Source organism: Amycolatopsis acidicola, from assembly GCF_007713735.2.
GTDB classification, from domain to species: Bacteria; Actinomycetota; Actinomycetes; order Mycobacteriales; family Pseudonocardiaceae; genus Amycolatopsis_E; species Amycolatopsis_E acidicola.
Map to the genome: position 1 here is coordinate 1 of NZ_VMNW02000149.1, position 13,524 is coordinate 13,524.

Annotated in this window: 15 protein-coding genes; 7 read left to right on the forward strand and 8 right to left on the reverse strand. The window is 70.0% G+C overall.

The annotated features are described in order from the left end of the window. Positions 1 to 22: 22 nt before the first annotated feature. The 3 genes from FPZ12_RS43755 to FPZ12_RS43765 form a co-directional block, all read right to left on the reverse strand. Positions 23 to 1,393, reverse strand: a complete 1,371-nt coding sequence (locus tag FPZ12_RS43755; RefSeq protein ID WP_144759704.1) for a tryptophanase — start codon at positions 1,391 to 1,393, stop codon at positions 23 to 25. Then, positions 1,390 to 2,550, reverse strand: a complete 1,161-nt coding sequence (locus FPZ12_RS43760; protein ID WP_144759707.1) for a tryptophan dimethylallyltransferase family protein — start codon at positions 2,548 to 2,550, stop codon at positions 1,390 to 1,392. The genes FPZ12_RS43755 and FPZ12_RS43760 overlap by 4 nt, the downstream gene beginning before the upstream one ends. A gap of 248 nt (positions 2,551 to 2,798) precedes the next feature. Further along, positions 2,799 to 3,383: a TetR/AcrR family transcriptional regulator gene (locus tag FPZ12_RS43765; RefSeq protein WP_144759710.1), complete on the reverse strand. Its 585-nt coding sequence runs from the start codon at positions 3,381 to 3,383 to the stop codon at positions 2,799 to 2,801. 69 nt (positions 3,384 to 3,452) lie between these two features. Here FPZ12_RS43765 and FPZ12_RS43770 point away from each other — a divergent pair, with 69 nt between their 5' ends. Both FPZ12_RS43770 and FPZ12_RS43775 read left to right on the forward strand, forming a co-directional pair. Then, positions 3,453 to 3,902, forward strand: coding sequence for a hypothetical protein (locus FPZ12_RS43770; RefSeq protein ID WP_144759713.1), 450 nt, complete (start codon positions 3,453 to 3,455; stop codon positions 3,900 to 3,902). A 48-nt stretch (positions 3,903 to 3,950) separates the two neighbouring features. Beyond that, complete coding sequence (locus FPZ12_RS43775; RefSeq protein ID WP_144759716.1) at positions 3,951 to 4,448, forward strand: hypothetical protein; 498 nt, start codon at positions 3,951 to 3,953, stop codon at positions 4,446 to 4,448. An 8-nt stretch (positions 4,449 to 4,456) separates the two neighbouring features. Here FPZ12_RS43775 and FPZ12_RS43780 read toward each other — a convergent pair whose 3' ends face one another. Beyond that, complete coding sequence (locus FPZ12_RS43780; RefSeq protein WP_144759719.1) at positions 4,457 to 5,311, reverse strand: SAM-dependent methyltransferase; 855 nt, start codon at positions 5,309 to 5,311, stop codon at positions 4,457 to 4,459. Positions 5,312 to 5,611: 300 nt separating this feature from the next. On the opposite strand from FPZ12_RS43780, the gene FPZ12_RS43785 reads away from it, so the two are divergent. After that, positions 5,612 to 6,982, forward strand: coding sequence for a phosphatidylinositol-specific phospholipase C domain-containing protein (locus FPZ12_RS43785; protein WP_243770340.1), 1,371 nt, complete (start codon positions 5,612 to 5,614; stop codon positions 6,980 to 6,982). A gap of 9 nt (positions 6,983 to 6,991) precedes the next feature. Here FPZ12_RS43785 and FPZ12_RS43790 read toward each other — a convergent pair whose 3' ends face one another. Together FPZ12_RS43790 and ilvA are read right to left on the reverse strand one after the other, a co-directional pair. Further along, complete coding sequence (locus FPZ12_RS43790; protein ID WP_144759725.1) at positions 6,992 to 7,570, reverse strand: hypothetical protein; 579 nt, start codon at positions 7,568 to 7,570, stop codon at positions 6,992 to 6,994. Between the two features lie 61 nt (positions 7,571 to 7,631). Continuing rightward, positions 7,632 to 8,870: a threonine ammonia-lyase IlvA gene (ilvA, locus tag FPZ12_RS43795; RefSeq protein ID WP_144759728.1), complete on the reverse strand. Its 1,239-nt coding sequence runs from the start codon at positions 8,868 to 8,870 to the stop codon at positions 7,632 to 7,634. A 133-nt stretch (positions 8,871 to 9,003) separates the two neighbouring features. Here ilvA and FPZ12_RS43800 point away from each other — a divergent pair, with 133 nt between their 5' ends. After that, positions 9,004 to 9,555 (forward strand): GNAT family N-acetyltransferase, encoded by a 552-nt coding sequence (locus FPZ12_RS43800; protein WP_208026227.1) that lies wholly within the window; start codon positions 9,004 to 9,006, stop codon positions 9,553 to 9,555. On the opposite strand, the gene FPZ12_RS43805 is transcribed toward FPZ12_RS43800, so the two are convergent. Next, positions 9,552 to 10,043: a hypothetical protein gene (locus tag FPZ12_RS43805; RefSeq protein WP_144759731.1), complete on the reverse strand. Its 492-nt coding sequence runs from the start codon at positions 10,041 to 10,043 to the stop codon at positions 9,552 to 9,554. The two genes, FPZ12_RS43800 and FPZ12_RS43805, sit on opposite strands and share 4 nt — an antisense overlap. A gap of 352 nt (positions 10,044 to 10,395) precedes the next feature. On the opposite strand from FPZ12_RS43805, the gene FPZ12_RS43810 reads away from it, so the two are divergent. Next, positions 10,396 to 11,193 (forward strand): HD domain-containing protein, encoded by a 798-nt coding sequence (locus FPZ12_RS43810; RefSeq protein WP_144759734.1) that lies wholly within the window; start codon positions 10,396 to 10,398, stop codon positions 11,191 to 11,193. 160 nt (positions 11,194 to 11,353) lie between these two features. On the opposite strand, the gene FPZ12_RS43815 is transcribed toward FPZ12_RS43810, so the two are convergent. Beyond that, the gene (locus tag FPZ12_RS43815) at positions 11,354 to 11,908 is read right to left on the reverse strand and encodes a TetR-like C-terminal domain-containing protein (protein WP_144759737.1); all 555 of its coding nucleotides are present in this window, start codon (positions 11,906 to 11,908) and stop codon (positions 11,354 to 11,356) included. Between the two features lie 76 nt (positions 11,909 to 11,984). Here FPZ12_RS43815 and FPZ12_RS43820 point away from each other — a divergent pair, with 76 nt between their 5' ends. Together FPZ12_RS43820 and FPZ12_RS43825 are read left to right on the forward strand one after the other, a co-directional pair. Continuing rightward, a complete protein-coding gene (locus FPZ12_RS43820; protein WP_243770341.1) occupies positions 11,985 to 13,202 on the forward strand; it encodes an MFS transporter in 1,218 nt (405 codons plus the stop codon). Positions 13,203 to 13,332: 130 nt separating this feature from the next. After that, on the forward strand, positions 13,333 to 13,521 hold the full coding sequence (locus tag FPZ12_RS43825) for a hypothetical protein (RefSeq protein ID WP_144759743.1): 189 nt from the start codon (positions 13,333 to 13,335) through the stop codon (positions 13,519 to 13,521). The last annotated feature ends 3 nt before the right edge of the window (positions 13,522 to 13,524 follow it).

A 13,524-nucleotide genomic window follows, 5' to 3' on the forward strand; every position in this document is an offset into this window, starting at 1 on the left:
GGGGAGCTGTGGGTGGGTGAGCTTAGGCCTTTCGCATCTTGAGGTTGAAGTGGCGCAGCAGCGGCGGCGCCTCGACGACGCGGTATTGCGGGACCGACTCCGGGTTCTTCGCGATCGTGGCCAGGACGTCGGCCACGTACTCCAGGTGCGCCTCCGTGTAGGTGCGGCGCGGGATCGCCAGCCGCACGAGTTCGAAGGGGGCCGGGCTGACCAGGTTGTGCTCCTCGTCGAACTCGCCGAGGTACAGCGAACCCAGCTCCACACACCGGATCCCGCCGGCCAGGTACATCTCGCACGCCAGCGCGTGGCCGGGGAAGCCGCTCGGCGGGATGTGCTGCAGCAGCCGCCCGGCGTTGAGGTACAGGGCGTGGATCCCGGGCGGCTGCACGATGTCCACCCCGGCCTCGTTCACCAGCCCCGCCAGGTGCGCGGCCTCCGCCGTGCGCGAGCGCAGGTAGTCGGGGTTCACGACCTCCCGCAGCCCTTGCGCGACCCGCTCCAGGTCGTGCGCGCCGAGTCCGCCGTAGGTGCGAAACCCTTCGGTGGCGATGAGGTTGACCTCGCAGCGCTTCGCCAGCTCCGGGTCGCGCACGCCGACGATCGCCCCCATCGGCGAGATCGCGTCCTTCTTCAGGCTCGCCACGCAGCCGTCGGCGAGCTCGAACGCTTGCTGTGCAACGGCTTTCGGCGTCTGCCCGGCGTACTCGGGCTCGCGCTGGATGACCAGCCAGGCGTTCTCCGCGAACCGCGCGGCGTCCAGGAAGAACGGCACCCCGAAGCGGCGGCACAGCTCGCGCACGGCCTTCAGGTTGGCCATCGACACCGGCTGCCCGCCGCCGCCGTTGTTGGTGATCGTGACGAGCACCTGGCCGACCCGGTCACCCTCGGGGCCGGCCAGTGTTTCCTCGAGCTTCGCCAGATCGATGTTGCCCTTGAAGGGATCCATGCTGTCCAGATCGGCCGCTTCGGCGCAGGGCAGGTCCCTCGCCTCGGCGCCGAGCAGCTCCACGTTCGCGCGCGTGGTGTCGAAATGCGTGTTGGACAAGGAGATCCGGCCGGGGGCGAGCACCGCGGAGAACAGGATCCGCTCCGCCGCGCGGCCCTGGTGCACCGGGAAGATGTGCGGGAAGCCCGTCAGATCGTCCACGGCGTGCCGGAACCGGTAGTAGGAGTCCGATCCCGCGTACGATCTGTCCCCGGCCGCCGCGGCGGCCTCCTGTGCGGCGGAAACGGCGCCCGTGCCGGAGTCGGACAGCAGGTCGATGGTGACCTTCCCGGCCGGCACGTCGAACATGTTGTACCCGGCCTCGGAAAGCGCTTGCTCCCGCTCGGGCCTGGTGGTGATGGGGATCTCCCTGACGACCTGAACCCGGTACGGCGGAAACGACTTCATGCTGCCCCTCTCGGCTTCTGGCTCGCTGCGCGGCCGGACGTGACGCCCCGCGGTGCCGTCACTTCGTAGGCCTCCGAAGAAAGATAGACGGTCATCCCGGTCCCGAAGTCACCGAGCCGCAAGGAAACGTGCGCGATGAGGCCGACGCCTTCGTCGAGTGGGCGGGCGGACATCGCGCGCAGCGCACTGTCCAGTTTGGTGTGATCGAGATCGCTGTCCCGGAGATGGTCCAGGACGCGTTCGCGGGCGACGGAATCGTCCGGGACGTAGTCGCGGACGGGAAGGTACAGGCTGTAGTTGCCGGGGACGCCGGGATCGGCTTCGACGAACGAGTAGCTCGACACGAGCGGCCGCCCGGCGAACGGGCCCTCGGTCCCGCCGATCGCATGACAGAAACGCCTGACCTGCAAGGAATCGACGCTCGAGACGGCCGCGGCGGCATGCTCCGCGTCCGCCGCCGTGGCGGAGTCGTGGGAGACGTAGAGCTTCACTCTCGACAACGGGCTTTCGTCCAGATCGAGCGCGAAGAAGGAGAAACGGTCCCGCTCGCCACGCCGCAGCGCGTGCGCTTCGACCGTCTCGTACGCGTCGGCGAGGCCCAGCCGCCTCAGTCCTTCGCGCACCAGTTCACGATCACGATCCTCGCCGCGCGCGGCGGGATTGAGGTACACCTTCAGCTTCGGCCGCCCGCCGGGACGCAGGATCAGCGAATACCACAGGGAGAACAGCCCTTCCGGCTCCGCGGGCAGGAACAGGTCCCGCACCGCCTCCAGCCGGTCGAGCGGGCAGCCGAGACTTCGCGCCAGCTCACGGAAAACCCGCAGGCCCGCGGCCGCGTTGCTGGCCAGTCCCGGGTTTTCGGCGTAGGTTTCGCCCAGGATCCGGACCGCCTGCTCCCCGGAGTCGTCGAAGGCGAGCGAGAACTCCACGGGCGAACCGTCGTCGGCGACGTCGGACAGGTACCGCGGCTTGTCGGACAACCGTTGGGCCGCAACGGATCCCAGCAGGTGGGCGAGGAGTGCCTCCGGCACCTCGCCCGGGGCGAACCCCGCGACGCGGCAGAGTGCGCTCAACTGGTTTCGGGCATGGTCGTACAGCGTCGTATCCGCGACGTTCACGTTGGCCTCGGCTGTCCTGCGAACCGGCGGGGTTCGCATCGGGAAGGGGACTGTTGGCAGACCGTCAGACAACGTAACCCGGCCCGACGGGGCCAAGGTATCCGCTGACTGAGTGATCATGTTTAGCAGCACTCCGTAACTCAGTGACTTTTGGGTTGCGCCCCAACGCTTCGCGGTGCGTCAGGGCGCGGAACAGCGCGCCATCAAGATCGAAGAAAGCGTTTTCCCAGCGCGTTTTTCGCGCCCTCTGTCACACTTCGCTTGCGGCACAGGGGTTTCGCTGCTATTTACTCCGCCCGCGCGGGAAGCGCGGCGAGCGCGGCGAGTAACGCGCGCACACAGATTTCGTGGACTTCGTCACGGCCGATCGCGTCGTTTTCCAGCCAGCTCAGGCACATCTCGCGTACGAAGACCAACCACGAGCGCAACACGGCGGATCCGGTCACGCGCTGTCGTCCGCGCAGGCCGGAGGCGTCGAGCATCCGGGCGAGCAGCGCCGTCAGCTCGTCGTTGACGATCGTCTGGATGACCGGATCGCCCGCCAGGGCGCGGTTCGCGGCGAGCACGGTGAGCTTGTTGGCCGCGAAATACTCCAAATGGGCTTCGAGGCCGGCGCGCACGAGCTCTTCCAGTGACCCAGAGCGGGCTTCCTCCGTCTGCGTGACGAGCCTGTCCGCGGCGCGCTGGTAGATCGCGGCGAAGAGGTCACGCTTGGCGGGGAAGTAGCGGTACAGCAGCGCGCGCGAGGCCCCGGCGCGTTCGGCGATGTCCTCCATGAGCACGTCGTCGTACGGCCGGGCCGCGAACAGCTCCGCTCCGATGTCGAGCAGCTCCGCGCGCCGTTCCTCCGGCTTCAGTCGTCGCCTCGTCACGGGGCGATCCTAATTGACGCGTGCCTAGTAACGCGTTTATTCTACATGTGTCTACTAAGGGGGTGGCGGATGCGCCGGATGCCGGTCACCGAGGGCCTGCGGGCCGCCTGCACGCTGCCGCGGATCGATCGCGGAACCGCGTTCGCGGCCACCATTCCGGAATTCCCCGGGAAATCCCCGGAGGAATGGGCGAGAGCCGTTTTCGAGGGTGCACCGGCGCCGGTGCGGGTATTCCTGCGTGCGGCCTGGCGGTGCGGTCTCGGTGTCCATCTTGGACCATTCCCGTCCGCGGAGTTCGTGCTGGGCAACGAGATCGTGCGTACCGGGGACGGGTCGGTCACGCTGGAAATGCGCGGCCCGTTGCTCGCCGCGCAGAATGTGGTCGCCGTGGCGGGATCCACTTTGGAATGGGCCACTTTTCTGGATTTCCGGGGTGTCGCGGGCCGGGTCCTGTGGTCCCTCGCGGAACCGGTCCACCATCGGCTCCTCCCGGCCCTGGCGCGGCGGGCCGCGAGTTGACCTGATCGGCGTATTGCCACGGCGGGTGCCCCCGGCACAGTCTTGGCCATGTTTCGGCGCGTCCCCGACGCCGCGATCCAGCTCGCGGTCGAACGAATGATGGCGGGCCTGGGGTTCGCCGGTCCGGTCCGGGAAATGGCGGGGCGTCCCGCCGCGCTCGGCCATCCCGGGATGTGGACACGGCTGGCCGCGGCTTCGGCGCAGTGGTGCGCGGGCTGGGCCGTCGCCCGGCACTTTCCCTGGCGCGCCAGTCGTTTCCTCGTGCCTTCGGAGAAGTTCGCCACCACGATGCGGTTCACGGGCGCCGCGTGGGCGCTGGAACTCCGCGCGCCGGACGGCAGCCGCTATTGGGCGGACTTGCTGCGTGGCAGGGGAGTGGGGGACTTCGAGACGGAAATCGTTCGCCGCCTGACCCGCGAGCGCACACCCGTCCGGGTGCCCGCCGCGCCCCGCGGGACCGAGCCGGGCGAAGTGGTCCCGGTGGACTTCACCGACGAAGTCGTCCGCCGCAGCAAGGTGTTCCCGAGCGGACGGGTGCGACGGTAGCGGGAGCCCTAGCGGACCTGGCCGACGCCCGCCCAGTAGAAGGGCCGGACCTCGTCCTTCTCCAGATCCGGGAACACGGCCTCCTCCTCGTCCGGGCGCCAGTCCGTCAGGTGGACGATGCCGGGCTCGACCGGATCCATGCCCTCGAACCAGGACTCGAACTCCGCGCGCGGGCGCAGCCAGGCCGGGTTCTGCGTCTTGCGGTAGGACTCGGCGAGCGCGCTGATCTGCGCGGCGCCGTCCTCCGGGGCGTCGTCGGTGGTGATGTGGCTGATCGCGATCCAGCTGCCGGGCGCCAGCCGCTGGCGGTAGCGGTTGAGCACGCCGGGCACGTTGTCCCCGCCGCCGACGAAGTGCAGCACCGAAACCATCAGCACGCAGACCGGTTTGCTCAGGTCCAGCAGCTCGTTCACGACCGTGGAGTTGAACACGGTCTCCGGCTCGCGCAGGTCGGCGCGCAGCACGCCGGCCCAGTCGCCGTGCTCCTTCAGGAGCAGTTCGGAATGCGCCACGGCGACGTGCTCGTAGTCGACGTAGACGACCCGCGGGTCGCTGTCCTCCGGGGCGTGCAGCGCGACCGTCTCGTGCACGTTGCCCACCGAGGGCACGCCGGAGCCGAGGTCGAGGAACTGCGTGATCCCCGCTTCCAGCGCGGCGCGCACGACCCGGCCCAGCCACTGCCGGTTCGACATGGCGAGCGGCTTGATCAGCGGGAACTGCTCGTCGGCCGCCGCGCCGAAATGCCGGTCCACCGCGTAGTTCGTGGTGCCGCCGAGGTACCAGTCGTAGATCCGCGCCGAGCTCGGCTTGGTGAGATCCACGTCCCGGGGTGCCTGTGGCGCCTGCTCGCCCTGCACACTCACGTTTTCGCTCCCTGTGCGGTGAAGAAGTCCCTGCCCCGCAGCATAACCCCAGCGCGAAAAGGTGAGTCTGGTGGGACGAACACAAGATCAACTAGCAGTTGATCACCAAGAGTAAGATCACCGCTCGCTGTACGTAATAGACGCTGATGGCGCCCCGTGCACATGAGAGTCCACAGTGGACTCGGCCGCCGCGACGGTGAACCTCGGCCGAGCACTGCGTGAAGAATCCGCCGTTCCGCCACCGGAACGGCCGGGCACCTGGCAGGCTTCAGGGTCATGCGCCGAGGCAGGAACGCAGCCGTGATCGTGTCCACCTTGCTCGTGGCGGGGGTGCTCGCACCGGGGGAGGCGTACGCCGACACCGCCTTCGCCGACGCGGTTTTCCGCGCCACCCACAACAGCTACTCCGGCAACGTGGACGGGGCGAAAGGCTCCATCACCTACCAGCTCGACCACGGTGTCCGGTTCGTCGAGTTCGACATCCACGACAACGACTACGGCACGACCGGCGACTACGCCATCGGTCACAGCTCGCCGGGCGATCTGGTCGACCACGCGGGCAACCCGTCGTCCAACAAGCTCCGCGACTGGCTCGCCACCGTGAACACCTGGTCCGACGCGCATCCCTCCGCCGCGCCGATCGTCGTGATGCTCGACCTCAAAGACGACCTCACCGACAACACCTCCTACGCCGCGGGCAACCTCGCCGCGCTCGACACCGAGCTGACCGGCGCGTTCGGCGCGAACCTGGTGCAGGCCAAGGACTATCCGAACGCGCTGCCCTCGATCGGCACGCTGCGCGGGAAGGTGCTGACCCTGTTGTCCGGCGACGCCACCACGCGCGCCGCGTACAAGCGCGACGTCGGCTACCACCCCGCGGTCGCGGTCAACAGCCACGGCCAGGTGGTCGAGGTGCACGACAACGGCGGCGGCGCGCTCTGGTACTGGACCGGGCAGCTCGGCGCGGACGGCCGGATCACCTGGCTCCGCCACGGCCGCTACGACTCCGGCCAGACGCCCGCGGTGGCCCTGAACGACAACGGGCAGCTCGTCGAGGTGCACCAGTCCCAGAGCGCGACCACGCTGTGGTCCCACGTCGGGCAGCTCGGCGCGGACGGCGAGATCACGTGGTCCGCGTCGAAGCAGTACGACAACGGCGTGCTGCCGACGGTCGCGTTCACCGGCGCCGACACGGTCCGCGAGGTGCACCGGAGTCAGAGCAGCAGCCAGAACTGGCAGTGGCAGGGCACGCTCAGCGGTTCTTCGGTGACGTGGACGGGCAACGCGAAAACCTCCAGCGCCCGCTATGACAAGTCGTCTTCGCGCGGCGTGACAGTCTCGACCGGGGCCGATGGCGCCACTCCGGCGCAGACCTTGCGCTACACCACGGCGCAGGTCGCCGGCGGCGACATCCGTTACCCGCAAACGGCTTTCGACGAGTATCAGGCCGGGGACAGCGCGGAACTCAAGCAGGGCGCGCTGTTCTACGCCGCGACCGCGACGGACAAGTCGTTCATCACCTCGGCGCGCTCGTCCGGGCACGTGGTGCGCGGCTGGGACTTCGACGACGCGAGCCTCGCGACGGACCCGCTGGCGAACTACCCGGCGACCAACCACCCGTGGGAAGACTGGTACGAGAATCTCGTCTCCGCCAACGGCGTTGTCCAATGAGGACGGTCGCTAACCGAAGGCGCTGAAGGGTTTCCTCGGCTGGCGCAAGGCCTCCACCACGCTGTCGACGAGGACGAAGGCGGGCTCGCGGACCCCCGGCATCTCCCGTGTCGGGGACAGCACCTGCTCGCCGATCATCAGTGGCTGCGACGACTGCAGCAGGGGTTTCTCCTCCGGCGGCAGCACCAGGATCACGGCGGTGTCGTCGGCCATGCGCAACAACGTCGTGTCGGCCACGGTCGGGGGCGCGGTGGTGAACCGCGCGCCGGTGCCGACATAAATGCCGCGCAGTTCCGGATCCCGGCTCTGCCACTGCCCGTCGGCGTTGGCGATCAGGCGCGGATCGCCCGCCGCGCGCAGCTCTTCGGTGGCCTCCGCGGTGATCTGCTCCAGCGGCGCCAGGTTGTCCACCGGCTCGATCACCTCGTACAGCGCGAACCCCGGCCCCGGCACCAGGAACAGGTGCAGCAGCGTGAACTGCTGGACCGGGGAGCGCCGGGCCAGGATGAGCTGGCGGATCACCAGGCCCCGCAGCCGGGCGGCCTGTTCCCCGTCCATCGCGCTCAGCGTTTCGGCCAGTGAGATCATGCCCTGCTCGCAGTTCGTCGTCGCGGACGCGCCGGCCGCCGCCGGGAGTCCGAAGAGGACACTAGACGAGGAAACGGAAGACCGGGTCGTCCGGCGAAAGTTTCTGCGCGGTGATCGGCGAGGCGCCGAGTCGTTCCAGCAGGGGCGGCAGATCCTCGGGCGCGCCCAGTTCGACGCCGACGAGCGCGGGGCCGAACTCGCGGTTGGTCCGCTTCACGTACTCGAACAGGGTGATGTCGTCGTCCGGGCCGAGCACGTCGTCCAGGAACCGCCGCAGCGCGCCGGGCTCCTGCGGGAACTCCACGAGGAAGTAGTGCTTGACCCCGCGCGAAACCAGCGCGCGCTCCATCACCTCGGCGTAGCGGCTCACGTCGTGGTTGCCGCCGGAGACGATGGCCACCACGGTCTCGCCCGGTTTCACCAGGTCACCCGCGCGCAGCGCGGCCGGCGCGAGCGCGCCCGCCGGTTCGGCGATCACGCCGTCGATGTCGAACAGGTCGAGCATCTCCTCGCACAGCACGCCCGGGTCGACCTTGCGCAGCTCCACCGGTTTCCCGGCCAGCACGTCGTAGGTGTGCGCGCCGACCTTGCGCACCGCCGCGCCGTCCACGAACCCGTCCACCTCGGCCAGTTCCACCGGCTCGCCCGCGGCCATCGCGGCCGCCATGCTCGCCGCTCCGGCAGGCTCGACGCCGATCACCCTGGTCGCCGGGTGGTGCTTGGCCAGCCACGCGGTGATCCCGGCGATCAGCCCGCCACCGCCGACCGGGACCACGACGACGTCCGGGGCCTCGCCCAGCTGTTCCACGATCTCGCGCGCGACGGTGCCCTGCCCGGCGATCACGTCGGGGTGGTCGAAGGCGGGCACGATCAGGGCGCCGGTGCGCTCGGCCTCGGCGCGCGCGGCCGAGGAGGCGGCGTCGTAGGTGTCCCCGCCGACGATCGCCTCGACCCGGTCCCCGCCGAGGAGCGCGATCCTGTCCCGCTTCTGGCGGGGAGTGGTGCGTGGCAGGTAGATCTTGGCGTGCAGGTCCAGCGCCCGGCAGGCGAAGGCGACGCCCTGGGCGTGGTTGCCGGCGCTGGCGCACACGATGTCCCGCTGCTCGCCGTCGAGCTGGGCGAGGAGGTTGTACGCCCCGCGCAGTTTGTACGAACGCACGACCTGCAGATCTTCGCGCTTGAGCCAGACCTGGCCGCCGGTCCGGGCGGAGACCCGTTCGTGCCGCTGCAGGGGCGTTCTCGCCACCACGTCGCGCAACCGCTCGTACGCCGCGTCGACCGCGGCGGCCTCCACACCCATTCCCGCTCCTCGTCCGCATCCTGTCCCTCCGTTCAGCCTAAGGCGTGTTGCGAAACGGTTGCGGGGCGGTGCGGACTGCGCACGCTCCGTAAAGCGCTTGGTCGCGTTCCGTTGCCTGCGGGATCCTGGTCCCATGCGGACGTTCCTGGAGACCGAGCGGCTCGTGCTGCGGCGGTTCACTGAGCGGGATACGGACAATCTGGTCGGATTGGACAGTGATCCCGAAGTGATGCGCTACATCAACGGCGGGGCGCCGACGCCGCCGGAACAGGTGCGGGACGAGATCCTCCCGCGGCTGCTCGGATATTACGAGCGGTTCGCCGCGTTCGGCTGCTGGGCGGTGCAGGAGAAGGAGAGCGGCGATTTCGCCGGCTGGGGCAGCCTGCGCCCGGACCCCGACGCGGGTCCCGAGCTGGGGTACCGGCTGCGGCGTGCCGCGTGGGGCCGCGGCTACGCGACGGAGCTGGGGGAGGCCTTGCTGCGCAGGGCATTCGCCGAGCCCGGGACCGAGCGGGTGTGGGCGCAGACGATGGCCGTGAACGTCCGGTCCCGTCGCGTGCTGGAGAAGCTGGGCCTGCGCTACGTCCGTACGTTCTGGCCGGACCTAGAACCCATCCCGGGGTCGGCGGAGGGCGACGTCGAGTACGAGGTCACCAGGGGCGACTGGGAGTCCACAAAGGACTAACCGCTCAGCTTGCCGTGCTGGATCTCACCGTTGCTCACCGTGTACCAGCCGGAGTAGTAGCGCGGTGTCCCGTCGGTCTGCCACGCGATCAGCGACACGTACACGGTCTGGCCGGTGACGGAGGTGACCGTCAGGTCGTCGCGCACCGTGCCGTCGAACCCGGCGACGAACTCGGTGTAGGAGCGGCCGAGGTTGCGGCCGCCGAGTGCCCAGGCCGTGGCGAAGTCACGCTCGTTGATGGCGGCGTAGAAGTTCTCCACCACCGAAACCGGGTTCGCGGTCACCGTCGTGGTCGTCGTGGTGGTGGTCCGCGTCGTGGGCGGCGCGGTGGTGGTTGGCGGGCTCGTGGGCCTCGTGGTGGTGGCGCGGAGCGGGGCGGCGGCGACCGGGGTGGACGAGTGCACCTGCTCGATCGGGCGGAGGGCCAGGAACGTGGTGGCGCCGGCGATCAGCACGACCGCGAAGGCGACGGCGAGGGCACGGAACATGGTGGTGCGCCGATCTTCCGGGGATGAACACCGGGGGAGTCGGCCGCCGTGGGGCTGTCGTTACGAGGTCCGCGGGCCGTGGTCACCGTCCGCGCCGGGCGTGACACGGACGGCATCGGCGTGGGGAGCTCCGGGTGTTCCCGGTCACTGTGGACGATCGGCGGCCCGGAGTGTCCACAGTGGACAGGCTGTGACCAGGTTCGCCCTCGCGGGGGAGCCCGGGCGGTTGTCGTGGTCCCCGCGCGGACATATCCTGGGCGGCCAGCCTCTGCTTCGGGACTTTCGGCCCTGTGAAACGGCCATTCCTGTGTGCACACTGGGTTTTCGGGCAGGAAGTGGGTGGAGAAAGCACATGCCGGCCGCGACAGTCGGGGAGCTCCGGCAGTCTGATGTGGACGAGCAGATCAGGCAGCTGGAACGGCGGCTCGCCGCCGAGCAGGAGCTGGTCCCGGCGAGCGTGCTGCACGACTGCGTGCGGCGGGCGTGGGCGCGGTTCTCCGGCGCGAAGGTGCGTGCCTACATCCCCATCCTGGTCGAACGACGGGTCCGGGCGGAACTGCGGAGTTCTCCGGGGTCCAGGTCGCTGGTGGAGTGGTCGCGCGGCACGGCGGAACGCCTGCTGGCGGGCGCGCTGCCGCGGCGCTGGGCCCACACGCAGGGGGTTGCGGGCCAGGCCGCGGCGATCGGGTGGGTGCTGCCCGAGGGGGAGCGGGACGTGCTGGTCGCCGCGGCCTGGCTGCACGACATCGGCTACGCGGACGGGCTCGTCCGGACCGGTATGCACCAGATCGACGGGGCGCTGTTCCTGCGGGAACACGGCGTCGAGGAACGGATTTGCGCGCTGGTCGCCCAGCACGCGGGCGCTTCGGCGGTCGCCGAGCTGCAGGGGCTTTCGGCGGAGCTCGCGCAGTTCCCGGACGAACGTGGCCCGGTGCGCGACGCGTTGTGGTACAGCGACATGACGACGAGCCCGGTCGGGGAGCCGGTGTCGTTCGACGAGCGGATGGCCGAGCTGCGACAGCGGCGCGGGCCGGAGGATCCGGTGGTGCGCGCTCTGGCGATCAACGGCGAGGAACGAGCGGCGGCCGTGCGGCGCACCCAGGAACTGCTCGAACGGAAGGCGGCGCTGCGGTCGCTGGCGGCGGGCTGAGTCGGCGGGGTTGTGTGGGCGCGGGCCTTCGTGCCGGGCTGGGTTCGTGGTGGGAGGTTGGCGCCGCGAACCCCCGACCGCGAGCCGATTCAGTCGAGTGGCGCCGCCCGGTTTCCCCGTTGATCCAGCCCGGGGCGGGCGCGGTGCCGACCGAGCCGATTCAGTCGAGGAGCGCGGCCACCAGTTCCTTGACCCAGCCCGGCTTCACCCCGGTGTCGGTGAAGATGGCGCGGTAGTACAGCGGGCCGAGCAGGGCGTCGGCGGCGCGGCCGACTTCCGGCGCCGATCCGCCGCGTGAACGCTCGCGCTCGAGCATCGCGGCCAGCTGCGCGTGCCGGTCCGTGGTGCAGGCGCAGCCGCCGTCGGGCCCGGCGCCGATCGCGGCGCGCATCACCGCCAGCGAGTCCGGGTCGGCGAGGTCGGTGGCGACGTCGGTGGCCCAGCGCTCCAGGTCCGCGCGCAGCGAGCCGGTGTCGGGCACCACGATGTCCCCGCTGAACCGGCTGGTCGCGACGTCACTGAGCAGCTCGCCCACCGAACCCCAGCGCCGGTACAGCGTGGTCGGGTGGACCCCGGCCCGGCTCGCGACGACGGGCAGCGTGAGTGTTTCGGCGGACTCTTCGGCCAGCAGCTCTTCGACCGCGCGGTGCACGCTCGCGCGCACCCTGGCGGAGCGGCCGCCGGGCCTGGTCTGGGTGGTGGTGCTCTCGGGCATGAATTCATTATCGCACTGATCGATGCGTTTGCGCTATGCTCACAAACGCACGGATCATTGCTTTAGAGGAGCTGTCTTGTCCGAGTCCTCCCTGCTGGCGCCTCCGGTCACCGCGCGCCGGCTCTCCCCTCCGGTGAGCTTCGTGGCCGTGGCGGCGATCGTGGTCCTCTTCCTGGCCGCGTCCAGCGCCCCGTCCCCGCTCTACGTCGTCTACCAGCAGCAATGGCATTTCACGGCCACCACGCTCACCGTGGTCTTCGCGGTCTACGTGGCCGGGCTGATCGCGTCGCTGCTCGTGCTCGGCGCGTTGTCCGATTACGTCGGGCGGCGTCCCGTGCTCGTCTCCGCCATCGCGCTGGAAGCGCTCGCGCTCGTGCTGTTCATCACCGCGGGCAATGTGCCGATGCTGTTGCTGGCCCGGCTGTTGCAAGGCGTCGCGACGGGCGCCGCGATGACCACGCTCGGCGCCACGCTGGTCGATCTCAACCCACCGCACGCGCCCGGTCGAGCCGGGCTGATCAACGGCATCGCTCCGACGTCCGGCCTGGCGCTCGGCGCGCTCGGCGCGGGAGCGCTGGTGCAGTACGCGCCCGCGCCGACGCATCTCGTCTGGCTGCTGCTGCTCGCGGGCATGGTGCTCGCCGCGGCCGTCGTCGCGCTGATGCCGGAAACCTCGTCCCGCCGCCCCGGCGGGGTCGCGTCGCTTGCGCCGCGGCTCGGCGTTCCCGAGCGGCTGCGCAAGGACTTCTACGCGCTGGTGCCGATCCTGCTCGCCAGCTGGTCGCTCGGTGGTCTGTACCTGTCGCTGGGGCCGTCCGTCGCCGCGGGGATCTTCAAGCTGGACAACCATTTGATCGGCGGGCTCGTCGTGACCTTGTTGTGCGGCACGGGCGCGCTGACCGTGTTCGCGTTGCGCGCGGTGCCGGTCGCCGTGATGCTGCGCACCGGAGCGGCTCTGCTGGCCGTCGGCACGGCCGTGACGCTGACCGGGATCCTGTCGGGCGCGGTGGTGTTCGGTGTCGTCGGGACGGTGCTGGCGGGCGTCGGGTTCGGCGCGTCCGCGGGGGCCAGTTTCGGCACTCTGGCACGGATTTCCGGGCCGGAGGAACGGGGTGAGCTGTTCGCGGTGGCCTACACGGTGGCGTACCTGGCGTTCAGCGTCCCGGCCGTCATCGCGGGCTTCGCCGCCACCTCCGCGGGGCTCCGGACCACGGCGATCGTCTACAGCCTCGCGGTGATCGTCTTCGGAGTCGCGGCGCTGGTGGTGCAGGAGCTTCGCGCTCGCGCTGCCTGACTGTGGATCCGGCTCAGCGGCGCGCCGGATCCGCTTGCGTGTCAAGGCATCCCGGCTGGCGAACGGGCTAACGTGATTACGCCGTCCGAGGGGTCAACCTCGTTACCGGCCGGTGATAATTTCCTCCATCGTGCCCGCCACCACCAGACGCCGCAAGGTATTCCTCATTGCACTGAGCGTGTTCGCCGGCGTTTTGCTGGCGGCGGGCGGCGTGGTGTGGCAGACCTGGCCGGACAAGGACGATTCCGCGATGAGAATCGTGGTGCCCGATACCCGCTACACCCCGCTCGCCGACCCCGCCCCGGCGAGCGGGGTGTAGCGG

What these genes read in the sequence shown, in the direction of transcription:
- FPZ12_RS43800 (WP_208026227.1), top strand. Translation starts at nt 9,004, where the DNA reads ATGCGGACGTTCCTGGAGACCGAGCGGCTCGTGCTGCGGCGGTTCACT.
- ilvA (WP_144759728.1), bottom strand. Translation starts at nt 8,870, where the DNA reads ATGGGTGTGGAGGCCGCCGCGGTCGACGCGGCGTACGAGCGGTTGCGC.
- FPZ12_RS43760 (WP_144759707.1), bottom strand. Translation starts at nt 2,550, where the DNA reads ATGCGAACCCCGCCGGTTCGCAGGACAGCCGAGGCCAACGTGAACGTC.
- FPZ12_RS43775 (WP_144759716.1), top strand. Translation starts at nt 3,951, where the DNA reads ATGTTTCGGCGCGTCCCCGACGCCGCGATCCAGCTCGCGGTCGAACGA.
- FPZ12_RS43790 (WP_144759725.1), bottom strand. Translation starts at nt 7,570, where the DNA reads ATGATCTCACTGGCCGAAACGCTGAGCGCGATGGACGGGGAACAGGCC.
- FPZ12_RS43770 (WP_144759713.1), top strand. Translation starts at nt 3,453, where the DNA reads ATGCGCCGGATGCCGGTCACCGAGGGCCTGCGGGCCGCCTGCACGCTG.
- FPZ12_RS43810 (WP_144759734.1), top strand. Translation starts at nt 10,396, where the DNA reads ATGCCGGCCGCGACAGTCGGGGAGCTCCGGCAGTCTGATGTGGACGAG.
- FPZ12_RS43755 (WP_144759704.1), bottom strand. Translation starts at nt 1,393, where the DNA reads ATGAAGTCGTTTCCGCCGTACCGGGTTCAGGTCGTCAGGGAGATCCCC.
- FPZ12_RS43805 (WP_144759731.1), bottom strand. Translation starts at nt 10,043, where the DNA reads ATGTTCCGTGCCCTCGCCGTCGCCTTCGCGGTCGTGCTGATCGCCGGC.
- FPZ12_RS43815 (WP_144759737.1), bottom strand. Translation starts at nt 11,908, where the DNA reads ATGCCCGAGAGCACCACCACCCAGACCAGGCCCGGCGGCCGCTCCGCC.